22 protein-coding genes are annotated in these 16,981 nt (G+C 43.9%); 2 read left to right on the top strand and 20 right to left on the bottom strand.

Going from position 1 to position 16,981, the window contains the following annotated elements:
- Positions 1 to 63: 63 nt before the first annotated feature.
- The 16 genes from ASD40_RS05920 to ASD40_RS05845 all read right to left on the bottom strand — a co-directional run bounded on the left by ASD40_RS05920 (position 64) and on the right by ASD40_RS05845 (position 13,210).
- On the bottom strand, positions 64 to 621 hold the full coding sequence (locus ASD40_RS05920; protein ID WP_057302405.1) for a sugar phosphate isomerase/epimerase family protein: 558 nt from the start codon (positions 619 to 621) through the stop codon (positions 64 to 66).
- Complete coding sequence (locus ASD40_RS05915) at positions 596 to 784, bottom strand: hypothetical protein (RefSeq protein WP_057302404.1); 189 nt, start codon at positions 782 to 784, stop codon at positions 596 to 598. The genes ASD40_RS05920 and ASD40_RS05915 overlap by 26 nt, the downstream gene beginning before the upstream one ends.
- A gap of 115 nt (positions 785 to 899) precedes the next feature.
- On the bottom strand, positions 900 to 1,403 hold the full coding sequence (locus ASD40_RS05910; RefSeq protein WP_057302403.1) for a GNAT family N-acetyltransferase: 504 nt from the start codon (positions 1,401 to 1,403) through the stop codon (positions 900 to 902).
- Positions 1,404 to 1,466: 63 nt separating this feature from the next.
- Positions 1,467 to 2,024 (bottom strand): hypothetical protein, encoded by a 558-nt coding sequence (locus tag ASD40_RS05905; protein ID WP_057302402.1) that lies wholly within the window; start codon positions 2,022 to 2,024, stop codon positions 1,467 to 1,469.
- A gap of 46 nt (positions 2,025 to 2,070) precedes the next feature.
- Positions 2,071 to 2,514 (bottom strand): NUDIX hydrolase, encoded by a 444-nt coding sequence (locus tag ASD40_RS05900; protein ID WP_057302401.1) that lies wholly within the window; start codon positions 2,512 to 2,514, stop codon positions 2,071 to 2,073.
- An 11-nt stretch (positions 2,515 to 2,525) separates the two neighbouring features.
- Positions 2,526 to 3,239, bottom strand: coding sequence for a class I SAM-dependent methyltransferase (locus ASD40_RS05895; RefSeq protein WP_327205277.1), 714 nt, complete (start codon positions 3,237 to 3,239; stop codon positions 2,526 to 2,528).
- A gap of 338 nt (positions 3,240 to 3,577) precedes the next feature.
- Positions 3,578 to 4,024: a DinB family protein gene (locus ASD40_RS05890; protein ID WP_268795874.1), complete on the bottom strand. Its 447-nt coding sequence runs from the start codon at positions 4,022 to 4,024 to the stop codon at positions 3,578 to 3,580.
- A 194-nt stretch (positions 4,025 to 4,218) separates the two neighbouring features.
- On the bottom strand, positions 4,219 to 4,701 hold the full coding sequence (locus ASD40_RS05885; RefSeq protein ID WP_029195928.1) for an acyl-CoA thioesterase: 483 nt from the start codon (positions 4,699 to 4,701) through the stop codon (positions 4,219 to 4,221).
- A 45-nt stretch (positions 4,702 to 4,746) separates the two neighbouring features.
- Positions 4,747 to 5,925 carry a formate-dependent phosphoribosylglycinamide formyltransferase gene (gene purT, locus ASD40_RS05880; protein ID WP_057302399.1) on the bottom strand — a complete coding sequence of 393 codons (1,179 nt, stop codon included), beginning with the start codon at positions 5,923 to 5,925 and terminating at the stop codon, positions 4,747 to 4,749.
- A 148-nt stretch (positions 5,926 to 6,073) separates the two neighbouring features.
- Positions 6,074 to 7,951, bottom strand: coding sequence for a nitric oxide reductase activation protein NorD (locus ASD40_RS05875; protein ID WP_235549180.1), 1,878 nt, complete (start codon positions 7,949 to 7,951; stop codon positions 6,074 to 6,076).
- A gap of 49 nt (positions 7,952 to 8,000) precedes the next feature.
- Positions 8,001 to 8,888: an ATP-binding protein gene (locus tag ASD40_RS05870; protein ID WP_057302398.1), complete on the bottom strand. Its 888-nt coding sequence runs from the start codon at positions 8,886 to 8,888 to the stop codon at positions 8,001 to 8,003.
- A 470-nt stretch (positions 8,889 to 9,358) separates the two neighbouring features.
- Entirely contained in the window at positions 9,359 to 10,063 is a 705-nt protein-coding gene (locus ASD40_RS05860) for a hypothetical protein (RefSeq protein ID WP_057302397.1), read from the bottom strand.
- 28 nt (positions 10,064 to 10,091) lie between these two features.
- Positions 10,092 to 10,247: a hypothetical protein gene (locus ASD40_RS37070; protein WP_156389908.1), complete on the bottom strand. Its 156-nt coding sequence runs from the start codon at positions 10,245 to 10,247 to the stop codon at positions 10,092 to 10,094.
- A 716-nt stretch (positions 10,248 to 10,963) separates the two neighbouring features.
- Positions 10,964 to 11,443: a hypothetical protein gene (locus tag ASD40_RS05855; RefSeq protein ID WP_156389907.1), complete on the bottom strand. Its 480-nt coding sequence runs from the start codon at positions 11,441 to 11,443 to the stop codon at positions 10,964 to 10,966.
- A 38-nt stretch (positions 11,444 to 11,481) separates the two neighbouring features.
- The gene (locus ASD40_RS05850) at positions 11,482 to 12,117 is read right to left on the bottom strand and encodes a trimeric intracellular cation channel family protein (protein ID WP_057302395.1); all 636 of its coding nucleotides are present in this window, start codon (positions 12,115 to 12,117) and stop codon (positions 11,482 to 11,484) included.
- 16 nt (positions 12,118 to 12,133) lie between these two features.
- Positions 12,134 to 13,210, bottom strand: coding sequence for a Gfo/Idh/MocA family protein (locus ASD40_RS05845; protein ID WP_057302394.1), 1,077 nt, complete (start codon positions 13,208 to 13,210; stop codon positions 12,134 to 12,136).
- Between the two features lie 279 nt (positions 13,211 to 13,489).
- Between ASD40_RS05845 and ASD40_RS05840 the strand changes: the two genes are divergently transcribed.
- Positions 13,490 to 13,711, top strand: a complete 222-nt coding sequence (locus tag ASD40_RS05840) for a hypothetical protein (RefSeq protein WP_057302393.1) — start codon at positions 13,490 to 13,492, stop codon at positions 13,709 to 13,711.
- Here ASD40_RS05840 and ASD40_RS05835 read toward each other — a convergent pair.
- From ASD40_RS05835 to ASD40_RS05825, 3 genes are read right to left on the bottom strand one after another with little or no spacing between them, the layout of a single operon-like run.
- A complete protein-coding gene (locus ASD40_RS05835) occupies positions 13,708 to 14,097 on the bottom strand; it encodes a kinase-associated lipoprotein B (RefSeq protein ID WP_057302392.1) in 390 nt (129 codons plus the stop codon). The genes ASD40_RS05840 and ASD40_RS05835 overlap by 4 nt on opposite strands.
- Positions 14,098 to 14,124: 27 nt before the next feature.
- Positions 14,125 to 14,445 carry a thioredoxin family protein gene (locus ASD40_RS05830; RefSeq protein WP_057302391.1) on the bottom strand — a complete coding sequence of 107 codons (321 nt, stop codon included), beginning with the start codon at positions 14,443 to 14,445 and terminating at the stop codon, positions 14,125 to 14,127.
- A gap of 1 nt (position 14,446) precedes the next feature.
- Complete coding sequence (locus tag ASD40_RS05825) at positions 14,447 to 14,965, bottom strand: hypothetical protein (RefSeq protein ID WP_057302390.1); 519 nt, start codon at positions 14,963 to 14,965, stop codon at positions 14,447 to 14,449.
- 72 nt (positions 14,966 to 15,037) lie between these two features.
- On the opposite strand from ASD40_RS05825, the gene ASD40_RS05820 reads away from it, so the two are divergent.
- On the top strand, positions 15,038 to 15,250 hold the full coding sequence (locus ASD40_RS05820) for a hypothetical protein (protein ID WP_051253490.1): 213 nt from the start codon (positions 15,038 to 15,040) through the stop codon (positions 15,248 to 15,250).
- 63 nt (positions 15,251 to 15,313) lie between these two features.
- Here ASD40_RS05820 and ASD40_RS05815 read toward each other — a convergent pair whose 3' ends face one another.
- The gene (locus ASD40_RS05815; protein ID WP_057302389.1) at positions 15,314 to 16,927 is read right to left on the bottom strand and encodes an ABC-F family ATP-binding cassette domain-containing protein; all 1,614 of its coding nucleotides are present in this window, start codon (positions 16,925 to 16,927) and stop codon (positions 15,314 to 15,316) included.
- Positions 16,928 to 16,981 lie beyond the last annotated feature (54 nt).

The raw sequence follows: 16,981 nt of genomic DNA, 5'->3' as shown, positions 1-16,981 counted from the left end.
AACATAATTTAAGCCATTTTGATGTTATACGATGTATTTGAGGGTTGGTTTCAGGATACCTCTTCACTTATAATTTTTCTTGATTTGTTCTACTGATTCTCTTAAAGATGTACTAGTCTTCACTTCAATCACAACGGACAAACCATAATTTTCGGCAAAATGAAGTCGATCTTTAATCGGGACATAACCGCTATATAAGGGCTGATGGTCTGATTTATCATCGCAATCATGGAGATGCATATGCTTAATACGATCCGTATATTCGCGGAATACAGTCTCTTCCTTAAAGTGAACTTTAGCATCATGTCCTACATCCCATGTGAGAGAAAAGTTTTCGAACTTCCTTAGCATCTCAAGAGCCCTACTGATGAATGGAATATGAAAGTTACATGTATTTTCAATTGACAAAATAACATCTAAAGAATCAGCAAGCTGGTAGAGTTGAGAATATGATTCAAAGAGTAATTTATTAAATTCAGATTCGTATTGTTCATTAATCCACATTCTCTCATGGGGTAGCGTAAAGTAAATGCCATTATTTAAATGCATATTCAGAGTTTGTATCCCTGCCCTACCAGCCCATTCAATTGTTTCCTTACATCTCTGTAAATTCGATGCCATATTCGTTCTTCATTTGCCTTATTTCTTGATAGCTTAAATTCTCGGGCAGACATATCGGAAGATTCATATTTAGTTCAATGAAATCAAGACCTAATTCTTTACATAGGTCAACATTCTGTTCAAGTGTTTTAAATTCTATTAAAGTTGGCATTCCTAGTTTCATTTTGGACTACCTCCTTTTCCTTGTTTGGTAAACTCCCTGGTTCACTTCCTCGGAATGCCTCGGTAGACCAGGAGGCGTATGCCCGTATCGGGGTAACAGTGTTACTAGACTTTCATTACGATGACTCACTATAATTCCATTTACTATCACATAGAACTACTGATGTCTCGATTTGTCTTTCAGATATATTCCAAAATCTATGTAGTAATTCCCGCTTCTCTTCATGTGAAATTAACTTAAATCCATTCTTTAGATAAAAATGAATTGCCCATTCAGCCGATTTCCAAGTCCCGATTAATATTGGTTTATCTGTTAAACTAATTAAATGATACAGAAGCTGGGTCCCTATACCACCTTTACGTTGACTCGTTTTAACATAAGCATGTCTGATTAATGATACTTCCCCTTTATCTTGTATTCCCATGACTCCAAGTAATTCATTGTTTTCCTCTAGCCCCCAAAACATAATTCCTTCATTCATTTCATGATTTAATTCTTCCATGGTCATGTATGGTACATGATACAAATCAGAAGGAATAACTCCTTCGTATGCTTGAGCTGCATCATTGATAATTTGATAGATAACTTCTTTTTCTTGGTAATCACACAATCTGATCATGATATTAACTCCTTTGATTGTTTAATTTAGTTTATATATCCTCAACCAAAGAACACAGCTATATTAACGCCTTGATTTAACTTGCCTGTAAACTAAAAGAATTAAAACGAGTGCAAGTAGCCCCCTACTCATATACATAAATGCCCAAAATCTTCCTTCTTTTTCGTTTTCAATTGTACTATTATTTTTGACCTCTATTTCTTGACCTAATAAGCCTAGTTCACTCTTGGCACTCTGATATTCCGTATTTCCTGTACAAAAATTAGTTTCTAATGCACCATCATTTCCTAAGTATGAATATACCAAATAAGATTCATTACCCTTGAATTTGTATCCACATGAAGCTCCGTCACCATCATAACTATAAATTGAAATATTTTTAGTTATTTGTCCTTTCCAAGCATTATTTACCTCAAAGGTATACTTTCTAAGTTTTCCTATATCACCGTTCTTAGTTCCACCAACTTTTATTACACGCCCTGCAAAAACGGCATCTGATCGTTCTAACTTTTCAGTAATGCTGCCACCTACACAACTACATGCATAGACTTCATTATCTGTAATATTTAATCCTGTCGTGATTATGAATAATACAAAAAGTGTTACTAATATTTTTCTCATTTTTGGCTCCTAGTCATTAAAGCTCCTGATCTTTGCTCTAGATTTACTATCTCTTTAAAAAAGCATGTAGTATTGGTTTATCTGGAGGACTAATATTGTCAGGTATCTCTTCTAATGCAAAAAATCTAATTTCCGCTACTTCTAACTCGTCGTTATGGATAACCCCATCAAATTCTTTACATATAAATGCAGCCACTACGTTATAGACCTCATCACCGTGTGGATATTTGTAATATAGCTCTTGACCTGAAAATACATCTAATAATTCAAACTTCTTGGCTTGTAAACCCGTTTCTTCAAATAACTCTCTTTTTGCTACCTGTTCCATTGTTTCCCCTGGCTCTAAGGATCCTCCTGGCAATCCCCACATGCCATTATCAGTTCTTCTCTCAAATAAAATGGTGTTATTATGAAAAACGACGACACAGGCACCGGCCATAATTAAAGGTCTTGTTCCAACGATCTTTCTTAAATCCATTATGTACCCCATAGTTATATCATCTACTTTCTTCGACCGATATACAATAAATGTGAAGACACTCCTAATAGGTGAGGATTCTCAGATTCTTTGTAAATCATATTCATTACTTGTTGAAACTCATCTTCGCCACGAGAATGCCAATATTCAAATTGTTCTGACTTGAATGAACCAGCTATACTAGATGACCCAATCAATTTGAGGCTTTCAAAGCCATGAGATTCCATGAAAGGATTAATGTCCTCTATGTTAAAATAATAAGCCCCCGTGAATCTTCCTTCGTCTTTATGATTAAATATACCGGTTTCTAAAAATGAGTTTATATCCTCTATGTTATCATTCGGTTTCCAATGTTGAGGAAATAATAAGGAAGTCGTTAAATGCCGTATCCTTGTCATAAACGCGACAAATACATTACCATCCCGCTTAGTAACTCGATGCAATTCTTGTACGGCTGAGTCTCGATCTGCTGGTGTCTGTAAATGATATAAAGGTCCCAACATTAAAGAGGCATCAAATTGCTCATCATTGAAAATGTCTAAATTTCTTGCATCAGCAATATGAAAACCTTGGAAATATTCCTCTACATTCAATTCGACTGCCTTCTCACCAGCTATTTCCACTAATCTTGGAGTAAGATCCGTTAGTGTAACATCATAACCACATTTCGCTAATTCAACTGAGTATTTACCCGGTCCAGCTCCGTTATCTAAGATGTGCCCTTTTTGCGGCAGCAAACTCGTTATATGGTGCCAGTTAACAATGAATCAATAGGCTCTCTATCAAGACGGCCCCATTCGTCAAATCTATTATAATAATTAATCACTTTATCCATGTATAATCCTCTCCTTCATTAATTTTTAATAGACAGAGTAACTCTTTCGTTCAAAAGAAATTATCGCTTCTTTCTTTAATTCAATAAATCCCAAAATATCCCTCTATTTCATACAAAAAGCAAATAAAAAATGGACAGCACCCCCTTGGAGTATCTGTCCCGATGAATCCTACTAACTTAAAAATGTGCACAAAAAAGCGCACGTCACTTAAGCAACATGCGGCTTTACTATTACCTTGACTATGAATCTCGTAATAAAATTTTATAAAGTTTAATAACACTAATATGCATGCCTTCATGGTACAAATTAAAACTAAGAAATTGCTCAGACGTTTCCAACGTCATTCCGGCGGAGGTAGTATAAGGTGGAACAATCTTCTCCTGCAAACGAAGATCAAGCACATCACGTATCCGCTCTTGCTGATTTTTTAGCAAGCTCTCCAACTCTGGCAAGGTAGGAACGGCAATGGAGTTGGGCCTGTTTAAAGGCGTGGTACCATACTCAAACTGCTCCTTGAACCCTTCTGGCAAACGAAGCGGTAGACCCATATATTGAAATGCGAACCTTTCAAGCACAACATAAATCTGTCCTAGCTGCCAACGGATCGTATTTCGAAAACCATCAGGGATTCGGTCGGCGGTTTCCTCGGTAATTCCATCCATCAATTTTAAGGTTTGGCCCCTCACGAAAGCCAGCTGTTTGAACAAATAGTGTTCTATCGTCCTCACTCCTTCAAATCATTGTTTATGGCATATTATACCACAATACATAGCGATGGCTAAGGTAGTCAAAGTTTTTTCTTCCTAGCATACAAAAAGGACAGTTCCTTGTAAGGAACTGCCCGACGCTTCAGGGACATATGTGCTCTCAATCAAAAAGACTACATGTTCAAATTACGCTCTTCTTTGCGAAGCTTACGCGCGGCAAATCGAGTTTCTGCTGTTTCGAATAGGCGTTTTTCTTCATCCGTTTCAGGTATGATTTCCGGCACAGGACACGGTTGTCCGTTGTCATCTAACGCCACAAAGGTTAGGTAGGCCGTCGCAGTACGCTTCTTTTCGCCTGTCAGAAGGTTCTCCGACTCGATTTTCACATATACCTCCATCGAACTTCGATGGGTCCACGTAACAAATGCCTCTAATTGAATAGCCTCACCTAGTTTGACAGGGGCGAAGAAATCCAAGCTATCACTAGATGCTGTTACGACACCTCTGCGCGAATGACGCATCGAGGCAATCGTTGCTACCTTATCTATATATTGCATTACACGGCCGCCAAACACGGTATTATGATAATTCGTGTCTGCCGGCAAAATGATTTCTGTCAGCACGGTTCGGGAAAGTCTTGCTGGTTTTGCTTCCATTGTGATTTCCTCCTGATGATGACTTTTGACTTGGATCATTTAATCTTATTCGTAGTTTAGTTTAAGCAGGCCAGCTGCTTGCTTCGCAAGGCTTCGCGCTTCTTCTACCGTATCTGCACTGCTCAGCGCAACTGCCATGCGGCGTCCCACTTTCGTCTCCGGCTTACCAAAGACGCGAACCTGTGTATTGGGTACGGATAAAGCTTGCTCTAACCCGCTAATTGTATACTCTACCTGTTCACGATCCGCTTTAAGGGTATAGCTAGCACCCGGCGTCAAAAGACGAATACCTGTAATAGGCAGCCCCAGAATTGCTCTAGCATGCAGGGCGAACTCGCTCAAATCCTGCGTTGCCATCGTAACCATGCCTGTATCATGCGGTCGCGGCGATACTTCACTGAAATAAACGCCTTCCTTGGTCAGGAACAGCTCAACCCCATAAAGTCCGAAGCCTCCGAGTGCATCCGTAATGGTTTTGGCCATGTGCTGGGCGTCTAAAATTTGCTGTTCCGTCATTGCATGAGGCTGCCACGATTCGATGTAATCTCCATCCTTTTGAATGTGACCAATTGGCTCACAATAGGTTGTGCCAGAAACTGATCGAACAGTCAACAGCGTAATCTCTGATTCAAAATGAATGAATTCTTCTACAATCACACGAGCGTTTTTCGCGCGGCCACCTTCCATGGCGATGTTCCACGATTGTTCCACATTTTCAGGTGTGCGGCATACACTTTGACCTTTACCCGAGGAGCTCATGATCGGCTTAATGACACATGGTGTACCAATCTCCGCAACAGCAGCATGCAATTCTTCTAGGCTATTAGCAAAAGCATACTTAGCTGTCCGCAGCTCTAATGTTTCTGAAGCAAGGCGACGAATCCCCTCGCGGTCCATCGTCAAACGGGAAGCTGTTGCCGTAGGAATGACACGGTAGCCCTCCTTCTCAAGCTCAACAAGAACAGGCGTAGCGATAGCTTCAATTTCAGGTACGATAAGATCCGGACGTTCTTGCTCAATTAAAGCTCTAAGCTGCTCTCCATCGAGCATATTAATGACATGACTGCGATGTGCTACTTGCATAGCTGGTGCATTCGCGTAACGGTCAACAGCGATTGTTTCAATCCCCAGGCGCTGCGCTTCGATAACAACTTCTTTCCCAAGTTCTCCGGATCCAAGCAGCATAATTTTCTTGGCTTTGTTCGATAATGGTGCTCCGTACATGAAATGAAATCCCCCTTATGTTATGTCGAAATTAGCTAATAATTGGTTAACATGTATGTAAGTAAAGAAAAAGATAATGGCGATAAGCAGGGCATTTCATCCGCAATAAACTTAAAAATACCCTGATCTATTGTAAAGGATTTCGACATTAAAAGATAGATTTGAGCAGAAGTTTACGCAAAATGGGCACCAACTGCTCGGCGAGCTCCTCCACATTGGGGACGACAATACTGCTGCGCCCATACATATTGCGCATAGCTATACGTTCCGTTTCGTGAACAACGCCACTGGCCAGAAAAATACTGATGACCTCAATACCTTGACGCCGAGCGTGCAGCACGGCTTCATAGGTGTCGAGGATACCGACATCATTGTAATTGGCTGCCGAAGGCTCCCCATCCGAGAACACCAAGAGGATGCGCTGCCGTTCTGTGCGCCGCAGCAGCCGCTCCGTCATGCGGCGAATCGCGAAGCCGTCGCGGTTGTCCTGCTGCGGCTCAAGCTGCATCAGAGCCGCGCCGCTTCCGGACGCTAAGGAGGATCCGAAGTCGACCGCAACCTGGAACAGGTTCGGCGCTTCCTGCTCCGTGACGCGGTCCGCGTCCTCCCAGAAGCCCACGATTTCGTGCGGGATTCGAAGGTCACGGAGGGTCTCGTGGAAGAGCACGAGACCGAGCTTGGTTTCGTCCATTTTGTCATACATGGACGCTGAGCAGTCGACGAGCAGCGCAAACGCCGCGTCGAGCTGGGGTACGGGCGCGCGCTTCTTATAGAAGAGGCGCGGCATCTCTTGCGTCACGGCTCGCGTTAGCCGCTTGTCGAGCCGCCCGAACAACCGATCGCCGTGCGGGGCGATCCGTTTCTGCTCCAGCGTGCGCCGAATGGCGCGCTGCAAGGGCTTCGCGAGCGGCGCTGCGCGCTCGCTCAGGCGCCTGTACCCGGCCTCCTGCGCCGCAGTCGGCCGTTCAGGCGCCAGCCACTTCGCCGTCGCATACGCGGCGACTGCGCCCTCTCCGTGCCCCGCGGCGGCGGGCACGGCAGCACCCTCGCGCCGCTCGCCGGAGGCGGCGCCAGTGCGCTTAGCGCGCACCGAGCGCCCTTGGGCGATGGCGAGCGCCTGATCGGCCGCGTCGCCCTCGCGGGGCGCAGACCCCTGCGCGGCTGTGCGCGAGCCGCGCTCCAGCTCGAACCGCAGCAGCCCCGGGCTGCGGTCGCTGCTCTCGCGGTGCCAGGTCGGCATATGCTCCTGGCCCGGCAATTGACGCTCCCCCTCTTGCTCGGGAAGCACATCATCATTCGCGAGCCGCTTCGCGCGCTTCAGCTCGCCCTTATACCCTGCTAGCAGCGGCTCCGTCACTCCGCTGCCCGGCTGCATCCAGAAATAGGCGGCTGTCGCATCTCTGTCTAGCCAATAAGACAGCGAGTCCATCATCGCCTCGCAGCAAGCGGCAACCTCAGCGGTATGTGCTGCTTCCTCAATCTGCTCCAAAATCGGATAAAGCTGAGCTAACCGGCCAGAAAGTCCAGCACCAGCATCCACCAAGCCTGCATGCCATTCCACACCAGTAAACCAACCATAGACGAATAAAAGAACAGCATCTGCCATCTCGCCTTTGCTCAGGTGTGTGCGCAGCTTATGTTGAAAATAGACTCTCAATATGCGATGCCGATGTGCGAATACGCGGGCGGTCCCCGGTCTGCGAGCTCGACAAATGCGCTCTAATCGCATATCCTCACATAAAGCAAAGAGCGAATTAGCCAACTTCGGGAAACTTGCACTTTGACAAAAGAGTAAATATGACTTGACCGCATCAGCTCCTGTGAACCATGCACTACCGATACAGCGCAGGTAAACATCACTCTTCATTCCTGCCGTTTTATCGACCGCAGGATAATCCCGCCAAAACTGACTCACGGTTATACGAGCGGAAGCTTCCTCGTAGTCAGCGTGGAACGCTGCTTCTACCTCAAGTTCTTTACGCTTAGTGAACATCCGTGCCAGATCCACAAGCTGCATTTGCAGCATCGCATCGATTTTATCCTCTAATAGGCTTAGCTTTCCTACAAACATAGGCTCAGAATAGCGTCTCGGCCGCATTCATCACGGCTGCACGCTCCCTTTCATCCTCCAATTTATCAGCAATAGCCCGCGCAACTGCCCGCATGGGAGGAATATAAGTCGTCAAATCGCAAGCATCCAGTAAAGCTCGAATCGAACCTGCTTCATCCGGCAGCTGCCCCATTTCAATAAGGGATAGTAAATCGGCAGATAACTGTACGAATGTTCTTAACTTCTTTTCATCCCGTAAAATAGATTTGCTCTTCAACAGTTGAAGCAGTGTCTCACCTTGCAAATAGGGAACATCAATCGTTACAAATCGGTTTTTCAAGGCTTCATTAAGCGGCACTGTTCCAATATAGCCTTCGTTAATCGCTGCAATAACCCGGAAGTCCGGATGTGCTGTAATGACATCCCCTGTAAAAGGGTTTGTAATCGATCTGCGATGATCCAAAACACCGTTGATCAATGGTAATGTTTCCGGCTTGGCCATATTAATTTCGTCTATGTATAGAAAGTGTCCCTTCGTCATGGCCTTCATGATCGGACCGGGAATGAAGGCAATCTGAGTACGACCCTGCTCATCGTGCGTTAGTGTTTTGAATCCTAGTAAAGCTTCAGCATCGAGATCCGTTGAACAGTTTACGGCATGCATGGGCTGATCAAAGAACGCTGAAACATGCTCAGCCAGCTTCGTCTTACCCGATCCTGTCGGACCCTTCAACAAGACATTTTTACCCAAGTAAAGTGCAATCAAGGTATCCGTTAAAATGTCTTCACGAGGGGCTTCGAAAGCTGCAGTTCCAATCAGTTTACGTTCTTCTGGGGTATAGTCTGTGTGTCTTTGCTGTTTATTCTGCTCTATATGCTCACGTATTTCTTGTGGTAACGTGTCTGTCATCATGACTTTGGCAGTCCTCTCCTGATCCTTTTTGTCCTCTTACTATTTATCAGGGAAGCTTAGCTTGTCAAGCTTTTCAGGGCAGCCACGGTTCATCAATAATCGAGTGAGAATAAAAAGCCATCGATTCTCCGCATTTCGGACAACTCGGCTTGGAAGGAATATCATTATAATACAGCGCTAAGCCGTATGCGGTTTCAAAGTTAATCGCTTGGATCACATCCTCCTTATGAACATAATCACATTCTCGTGAACTACAATAAGCACGGACCTTATACCGATTACTCATACTTTCTTTCAGACATACCTTGCACCATAAATTCAGCTTCTGGTATCATCGTCGAGCTCCTTTTTGAAATCTTTCATTTGATGTGAACGCAAATATATACGACAAAACCCCCAGCAGACAGCTGAGGGAGAGCAACTATGGAACAACTATGAAATAGTTACGCTCTTTGTCTTTTTAAGCATCTTTAAGGTAAAACGTTTCTTTGACCCGAAGAATAGGTTGGGAACGCATACTGGACCATCGTGTTAAATTCATTCAAATACGTATCCATTCGTTTATTATTTCGCTGCTGCGTGTCATAGTACATCATCCGATTCACGAAATGTGGGTTCGAAGAGATGAAAATATTCGTTTCCGGATAAATACGCGTTAACAAATGTCGAATGGCATTAGAACTTTCCGCTGGAATCGGTTTAGCCGAGAGCCAATCCATCTGTGCCCCTACCCCTGAGCCGAACAAGCCTGCTTCGTTTTCCGGGTCGTTATTTTTTGTTAACATTTTAACGCCATCATCGGCGCCCATCGCTTGCATGCCCCCCATATCAACAGCGACATAAATATTGTTATCAGTTACGGCAACAGCAGTAGAGCCTAAGTGTGCCGCTTGAATAATTTGATCCGCTAAATCCCGATTCAGCTGCAAATGCGAGTTGATATGTGCTTTCACATTATCAATCGTAGGTTGAAGCATTGTGGGCTGCGGTGATTGATTGACACTCTTTGCACCCATTGAAGGATTTTCATTGTTTCTTAATGCTGTATCCCAGCTGCCAGCTTTCGGGTTGGCAGAGCTTGCGCCTGCTTGATTTTTTGGACTCGCTGCTGTACAGCCTGCTGACATGCCGACGAGTATAGCGGTTACCACGATTTTGAACATCGTTTTTTTCATATAGGCCCCCCTTCTAATAGCTCAAACTTTACTTTTTGTTACTCCCATCATCTTCTTGCGTGTAAGCAATCAGGGCTACCTCATACCCCAGTTCATCCTTCATGCGGGACTCGAGGCTGCGCAGATCTTCCAGCAAATCTTCACGTGTGCCAAAGTTAGCAAAACGGTAGGACTCTGTATCCATGATTTCTCCCCCCTCTCCTAATCAAAAGCCATTGGTGTTAATATGGACATTTATCCTGATTTTTACTAAACAAAAAAACAAGCTTACTCTGTCCTTAGTCGATAGTGTTTGTAAAGGTTGATGCAGAGCAAATAACGATTATTACGTGTATGTTTAGCCAATCGCTTGCCAACTCCGTGTAAGTTGTAAATTCTAAAACTTTAGGCAGGCTAATTTACTTTTTCCAAGCGAATAATTCATTCACCGTCCAATTTTCTTCTATATTGAGATGACTTTAATCAGTGTCCTTCTACGTATGTGCTCACTTGAGGTTGTTAGATGAATGGATCCATAGTCGCGGTTGACTGATGTTGCAAAAAGTGCAACAATTCTCCTTAAATCTCGACTTTCCCCCTTCGTTGTTGCATAACGTACAACAATTTGGTCCTATATAGGCCATTTCGTATCAAATGGGTTCTAATTGTTGTACAAACTGCAACTTCAAGTTGCGAAATAGCCCTTTGGGTTGTGAATTGTTGTAGAAAATGCAACATCGGTAACCAAAATATCAAAACCAATCACAAAACTGAGGAACGACTCCAATAAAAATAGGGAGAAGCTATTGCCTCAGCCCCTACCCCAAAACATATAATTTCTTATTTAACAAAAAAGCCCGCCGCCGAATCGTCGGCAAGCGGGCTCTTGGAGAAAAATATGATTAAGGCATTCAATCCTGGCTATTCCTTTTTATTGCGTGTTTCATCCAGTTCTTCAAGCAACTTACGAACCGCTTCCGGGTCTACATTCCCATTTTCACGAAAAGCTCTCAGCTTATTTAACAAATCCTGTGCAATAGCATCATCCTCTGATTGCTGCAATTCATGTGATGGGTCAAACCAAATGTAAAATCCCTCTGGACCGTTTCGCAAAAATGATTTGTTCCAATGCTCTGGATAGGCATAACCCTGCTCCCCAAATATCAAACCGAGCACATCATCGCTGTCAATGGGCAGCAAATAATGAAACGATTCCGGCTCACCAGTGTTCGTAAAATCTCGATGCATGTAAGCATAATGGAGATAATGTTCACCTGTTTCAACATCCTTAGACACCTCATACATGTCAAGCTCCGTTTGCAGCAATTCTTTCACCGAAATAATCCGCGATGCAATCGTCTCTGCTGAAATCTTTTGCTGCTGTAACAATGATGTTTCCATGCTAACCATCCTCCTTTCCAGCTTTAGATAACACGGTACTACATGTCAGCTCTGCGAGTTGCCTCACCTATGGAACCCCGTAAGGAACGTTTAGGCAGTTTCCATTTATAAAAGACCGATAGCATTCTCAGAATCACAATTAGTGAAAATAGCACAGCTAACTGCCAAGCGCCTTGCGTCCAACCTAGTCCGACAAGTGCCCCAGCCAGCATGCCCCAGACAGCATAAATTTCATCCTTGAGCACGAGCGGCTTGCGTCCAGCTAATACATCCCGGACCATCCCCCCGCCAATTCCCGTCAGTACAGCGGCAACAATAATGGCACTGAGCGGATGTCCCATATTCGTCGCATACAAAGCGCCTTGGATAGAAAAAGCAGCTAGACCAATCGCATCAAAGAAAGCTTCCCAAGTTTTCCATAATCGGATGAATCGAACGGGCATAAAGAACACAAGTGTCATTGCAAACAAGGCAATTTGGAAATATAAGCCTTGCTCCCATAAAAGGACAACTGGTTTACCGATCAACAAGTTTCGAATGACCCCTCCGCCGAAAGCCGTAACAAGCCCGAGTACATAGACGCCTAATATATCATATTCTTCTTCCATCGCAACTATGGCTCCACTCACCGCGAATGCAATCGTTCCGATAATACTAAATAACTCCCAGTTCACTTCCTGCAGCCCCTGTCTACTCGATGTCCCAATCCAATTTCACTTCATTACCCGTTTGCGACGAACGGTAAATCGCATCCAAGATCAAGTTGTTCGTATAACCCGTCATGACGGATGTTAACGGCTGTAAGCCGCTTTCAATGCACGACAAGAAATGTCTCGCCATACGGACGCGCGGTCCTTCATCGAATTCAGGCACTGTGAGGTCAATGTCAGCTTCGCGATCGAACATTTCTGCGAACAGCTTCCCTTTTGTTCCACGAATCGAGGCACCGCCTTCGCTTCCAAGCAGCTGCACATAAGGTTGGTTATCTGTTTCAATGAGAGCTGCCCAACTTACATCAAGAGATAAAGTAGCGCCATTGTCAAATTTAATCAGAGCCGTTGCCAAATCCTCCACATCATATTGACCATCCCAATTGGGTGCCCCCCAGGATCCAATCCCTTTTTTACGTGGTCCGAATTCAGCGTAGGTCGCTCCATAGACCGATACAGGTTTCGGATTCCCCATCAAATATAAAGATAAATCCAACATATGCACACCCAGATCAATCAAAGGACCGCCGCCGGATTTCCCCATTTGGGTAAACCAAGTTCCCCAGCCCGGAATCCCTTTGCGTCTTAACCAACCTGCTTTTGCGTGATAAATGTGGCCAAGCGCACCTTTCTCAACCTGTTGTTTCACAGCTAGTGACAAGGCATCCCATCTAAGTTGGTGCGGGATCATCAAGACTTTACCCGCTTTGCGCTCTGCTTCAACAATTTGTTTAGCAGAAGCAAGATTTAAAGCCATAGGCTTTTCGAGCATCACGTGCTTACCAGCCTCTAGAGCTTGTACTGCGATAGGCGCATGCCATTCATTGGACACAGCAATAATTACTGCATCTATAGATGGGTCCGATAGCAGCTTGTCCGTACTCTCATAAACACGTTCAATGTTATGTTCTTTGGCTCTAGCTTCAGCAAGTGGCAAATATACATCCGTGACGGCGGTGATTTCGGCCTCCGGCACTTTCTTCAGCACTTCCATATGTACATTTCCGATATTTCCGGAACCTATAATACCTATACGAATTGGTTTTCCAGCTGTCATTTCTATATCCTCCAGAACGTGTTTAGATTTCAATCTTTCTTATTATAAATGCGGTTATCCTTCCTCGCAACAGCCAATCTTTATGCTCAAATTAATCTTTAGGGAACTGGCCCTCTAGAGCTATTCTTTACATATAATAAATTGCTAAAACTTTTTTAATAGTTTGACCCTAACATATCTAACATTTGAAATGTATCCTTAATGTGTAGACCAGAGTAAGAAATGGGTAAGAAGTAAGAAGTTAGTTTTCCCAAAGGAAGACTCGAAGGAGGGCTTAACATGCAAGCATCAACCATTAGATTCAAAAGCAAATCCATCCCCGTGCTTAATTTCACACATAAACGTTCTCATATGGAATTGTTATCGAGTAAACTTAAGGAACTGGAACTAAATTTTGAATTTCGCAAGAAATTAAAAATGATCTCGATGATCGAGATCATTGGTGATGTTGCCATTTTCAAATATAACGACGGCACGAAATTGTATCTGGAAGTTTCTTAATCTTTCGTTGGAAAATATTCTTTCTGTAACTGATCAAGCTCCTGCAGAGAGCGTCGGGCCCACGCTTCCATTTCCGACAGCTTACTAATTTGCGCGAGTAGCGCTCTCTTCAGAGAATCTTGGTAATCCGGAATCTGACCTGCATAAGGACGAATGGTGGATATAGGCATTAAGGCAATTTCTTGATAAGACAATGCCCGTCGTTGATGAAAAAAAGCTACACTCGGATCCATTGGGTTATGTAAATCTCCTTGTGTCGGGTGCTCCTTTACAGCCAGAATACGAACTGCCGCTTTCATCGAACTGCTTACCTCCACAACCTCACCGAAATAAGCACCTGTTTTATACTCAGCCGTTACGCGATCTCCTATTTGAAAACTACTCATTCGTCAACAACTCCAGTCTTTTCTAATTCACATACGATTAAGTGGCAGCAGTTTACGATACAGCTCATCCACCGATTGCATGCGGTACATAAATTCTTTCTCTTTTCCCTGTTCTAAGATGACTATACACGGTACACTACTAATTTGCCATTCACGAGTAATTTGCGGAAGAAAGTTAATATTGCACTTTACAAGCGGTAAGGCAGGCAGCATTGTCATAATGATGTCTAACATCCGTTCCGTCACTTTGCATGTACCGCAAAAAGGTGTATATAGAAAAACAGCAAACGAACCTTCTTGCGTTCTGCTTACTCGCTCTAGCAGTACCTGCTCCGTTAATTCCTGCATACTAGCTCCCTCTTTCATCCAACCAAGCTAAACTATCTACGGCATACGCGATGAGATGCGGGAAATCATCAATTTGACTTTCATCTACTTTGCGTCCGAAGGATAATGTGATTTGATTATGATAGGAAATTGGATGTAGGCTATGTTCATAAGAAAGCAGCTGAACGACTTGGGGACGCTGCTCCCAAATGGCACCTAATTGCTCTGCGATATAAGGGCACTCGATATCTGGGTTTTTAACTTTGGTAAAAAGCTTAATGGTCAACGTACAGCCTGGCTTAGCTGATGGATTTTCTAAAATTTCTGCTGCTAAATCACTCAAATGAACGTGCAGGTTAATTTCGGCTTTGCTTGGTTTATCTATCTTACGGGCAAATTCAATGGCATATGTGCGTGACATCGAGGATAGATCAACTTGATCTTGCCGCCGCGTAATGATAATTTTACCGTCCAAATCCAAGTCATAGACGGCTCCTTCAAGCACAACCTTAATATTGTCATAGATCGTTGGATCAAACATCTCCTACACCTTCTTTCATCTTTTGTTAGATTCGATTATACTAAAAGCATACCACGTAAAGAAGGTGTTCCTATGTCAGACAAGCCTGAAGATCAGCTGGGTGAACAACAAGGCCCAAAAAAAGTTAGTTTAGCTGATGCCATTAAGCAGAAACTAGCCCAAAAGAAAGCGGATCAAGCCGCTGCACGCGCAAACCCGAAACAAGCTGGAAACAATAATCAAAGCGGAAAAAGTCAAATGACCAAAAAAGTAAACAATCAACGCCGTCGTACCGGCGGCAGCTAAACGTCGCTTTGCGTAGGCAAAAGCGCCCTGAGAGTAATACGTCAGGGCGCTTTTCATTTATCATTACGCGTATTGCGCTTCGCGTTGTTTTTGTACGTCTTCGCTTTCTAGGTATTCATCATAAGTAAACATTTTATCGATGAGTCCTTTAGGCGTGATTTCCATAATACGTGTAGCAATCGTTTGGATGAACTGATGGTCATGGGAGACGAAAAGAATCGTTCCGTCGAAATCAACAAGACCATTGTTAAGCGCAGTAATGGACTCCAAATCCAAATGGTTCGTAGGCTCATCAAGAATGAGGACATTGGCTCCGCTTAGCATCATTTTGGAGAACATGCAACGTACTTTCTCTCCACCCGAAAGAACGTTTGCTTTCTTCAGTGCTTCTTCGCCTGAGAACAACATACGCCCCAGGAAGCCGCGCAAGAAGGATTCATCTTGGTCTTTGGAGTATTGACGAAGCCAATCCACCAAAGTTAAATCAGAGTTGAAATAATCTTGGCTGTCTTTAGGGAAGTAAGCTTGGGAAGTTGTAATCCCCCATGTGTACGTACCCTCATCCGCTTCCATTTCACCCATCAGGATTTTGAAGAGCGTCGTTTTGGCGATGCCGTCCGGACCAACAAAGGCAACTTTATCCCCTTTATTAATGGTAAACGAGATGTTGTCTAACACTTTTACGCCATCAATCGTTTTGGACAATTTCTCAACAGCCAGCAGCTGCTTACCCGCTTCACGCTCACCTTTGAAGTGAATGAACGGATATTTACGGCTGGATGGTCTGATATCTTCAAGAGTAAGCTTCTCGAGTTGTTTTTTACGGGATGTAGCTTGCTTCGATTTGGAGGCATTCGCGCTAAAGCGTGCGATAAAGGCTTCCAACTCTTTACGTTTTTCTTCGGTTTTCTTGTTCGCGTCTCTCGTCAAACGAAGTGCCAGTTGGCTGGACTCATACCACCAGTCGTAGTTCCCGACATACATTTGAATTTTTCCAAAATCAATATCCGCAATATGCGTACATACTTGGTTCAGGAAGTGACGATCATGGGATACAACGATAACAGTGCCTTCAAAGCGGGAAAGGAAGTTCTCCAGCCAACGAATGGACTCTAAGTTCAAATGGTTGGTAGGCTCATCCAGCAGCAAAATATTCGGATTGCCGAACAAGGCTTGTGCTAAGAGCACACGTACTTTCTCATTACCATCAAGGTCTTTCATTTTCGTATCATGCATGGAAGTCGGGATACCGAGACCGATGAGAAGCTCAGCTGCATCCGATTCCGCCTGCCAGCCATCTAGATCCTGGAATTCGCCTTCGAGATCAGCCGCTTTCATGCCATCTTCTTCTGTAAAATCAGCTTTGGCATACAAAGCATCTTTCTCTTCCATAATTTTAAATAAGCGAGCATGACCCATCATGACAGTTTTCAAAACATCGATTTCGTCAAACTCGTAATGGTTTTGTTTCAAAACAGCCATTCTCTCGCCAGGTGTTATGTTGACTTCGCCTGTGTTAGGCTCAATCTCACCGGAAAGAATTTTCAGAAAAGTTGATTTACCGGCACCATTTGCTCCGATTAGTCCGTAGCAGTTACCTGGTGTAAATTTGATATTGGCGTCCTCGAATAGGGCTCTCTTGCCGTAACGAAGCGTCACGTTATTAACATTAATCATGTTTAGTACATACCTGCCTTTATAGTAGTTTGTTCTATCATATCATATATAGGG

The sequence above is a fragment of the Paenibacillus sp. Root444D2 genome (assembly GCF_001426375.1).
In the GTDB taxonomy this organism is placed as follows: Bacteria; Bacillota; Bacilli; order Paenibacillales; family NBRC-103111; genus Paenibacillus_E.
The sequence above is the reverse complement of the archived record's forward strand: the minus strand, read 5'-3'. Positions and strand labels throughout refer to the sequence as shown.